1 protein-coding gene is annotated in these 1,351 nt (G+C 31.9%); it reads right to left on the reverse strand.

Annotated elements, in window-relative coordinates; translation table 11 throughout:
• Positions 1-272: 272 nt before the first annotated feature.
• Complete coding sequence (locus B5X64_RS22460) at positions 273-947, reverse strand: YceI family protein (protein WP_079467334.1); 675 nt, start codon at positions 945-947, stop codon at positions 273-275.
• Between the last annotated feature and the right edge of the window lie 404 nt (positions 948-1,351).

Below are 1,351 nucleotides of genomic sequence, written 5' to 3' on the forward strand. Positions count from 1 at the left end.
CTATGAGTTTTACTCGGAGTGTATCTTAGTTTACTTAAACACTTTTCTCTTCTTACATAAATATATTATTTTTCCTAGTATAAATCTAAAGGAGTGAAATTCTGAAAGAATTTTGTATCGAGAATTTTTGAATTCTTCGCTCAAGTTCTCGATACATTTTTCCTTCTCTTCGATACAGAAAAACACTCGAACTGACGGCAGAATTTTATTAATCAAAACAAAAAAGACATCTGCATTTCTACAGATGTCTTTATCTTTTTTGGTGTTCAGAATTATTTTTGAGCAGCTTTTACATCGATACCGATCTCGATATCTTTGCTGATCATCCATTCTGCAGGATCAGTTTCGTCAGTTCCGAATTTGATTCCCCAATCAGCACGGTTTACAGTGAATTGAGCTTTCAAAGTAGCAGATTTTTCTACAATATCTACTTTTGCAGGGAAAGTTACATTCATTGTTTTTCCTAATAAAGTTAGGTTTCCGCTTACTGTTTTGTTAGCTCCTTCTACAGCATTTTGAGCACCAGCAGCAAGATCTTCAACTTTAGTGATTTTGAAATCAGCAGTTGGGAATTTTTCTACATTGAAGAAATCAGCATTTTTAAGGTGACCTTCAAGATCTGTATATTTTTTGTCTTTCTCAGTTACAGAAGCAGGATCTACTTTGATCGACTTCATATCGATTACAAACTCACCAGATGCCAATTGGTTATCAGCAACAGATAATTCTCCTGTGCTTACAGAAAGAGTTCCCCAACGTGGTGCAAAACCTCCTTTGTGGAAAGCTTTCCAGTTTACCTTAGACGCTGCTGTATCAACAGTAAGAACCTCACCTTGCTTTTCAGCTACTGATTGTTCCTGACCTGCAGTTGCAGCTTCTTTTTTATCACCACACGATGCAAGAAGTAAACCTAAACTTGCCAAAGCGATTACGCCAATTTTCTTCATTTTTTTAATGTATTTAATATTAATATTGTTTGTTGTCTCAATAAAACCTCAAAACTTTATTTTTATTGTTTTGACTCTGCAAACCTCCGAAAAATTGAAGGTTTAATGATTAACATAGGATAAGAAAAGACTAAAATTATAAAAAACTTTTGAAAATTGGAGTTTAAAAATGATTAATTAGCATAAAATCGTTTAAAAAATCTCGATTCGTTGATTTGTTTTATATTTGAAAACTTCATTATCAATATTTATTTTTAAAAATCTTAATGAAAATTTAAATGTTTAAAACATCTGTGGAAATAAAATATAATGAAGTCATCTCGACTTTCTTTTTTTAAATTTCCTAACAGCAATAACGATAAAAGCTAAATAATTAAATCCTATCCAGCTTGTTACTGTGGTGT

The organism is Chryseobacterium balustinum (assembly GCF_900168205.1).
Classification (GTDB): domain Bacteria; phylum Bacteroidota; class Bacteroidia; order Flavobacteriales; family Weeksellaceae; genus Chryseobacterium; species Chryseobacterium balustinum.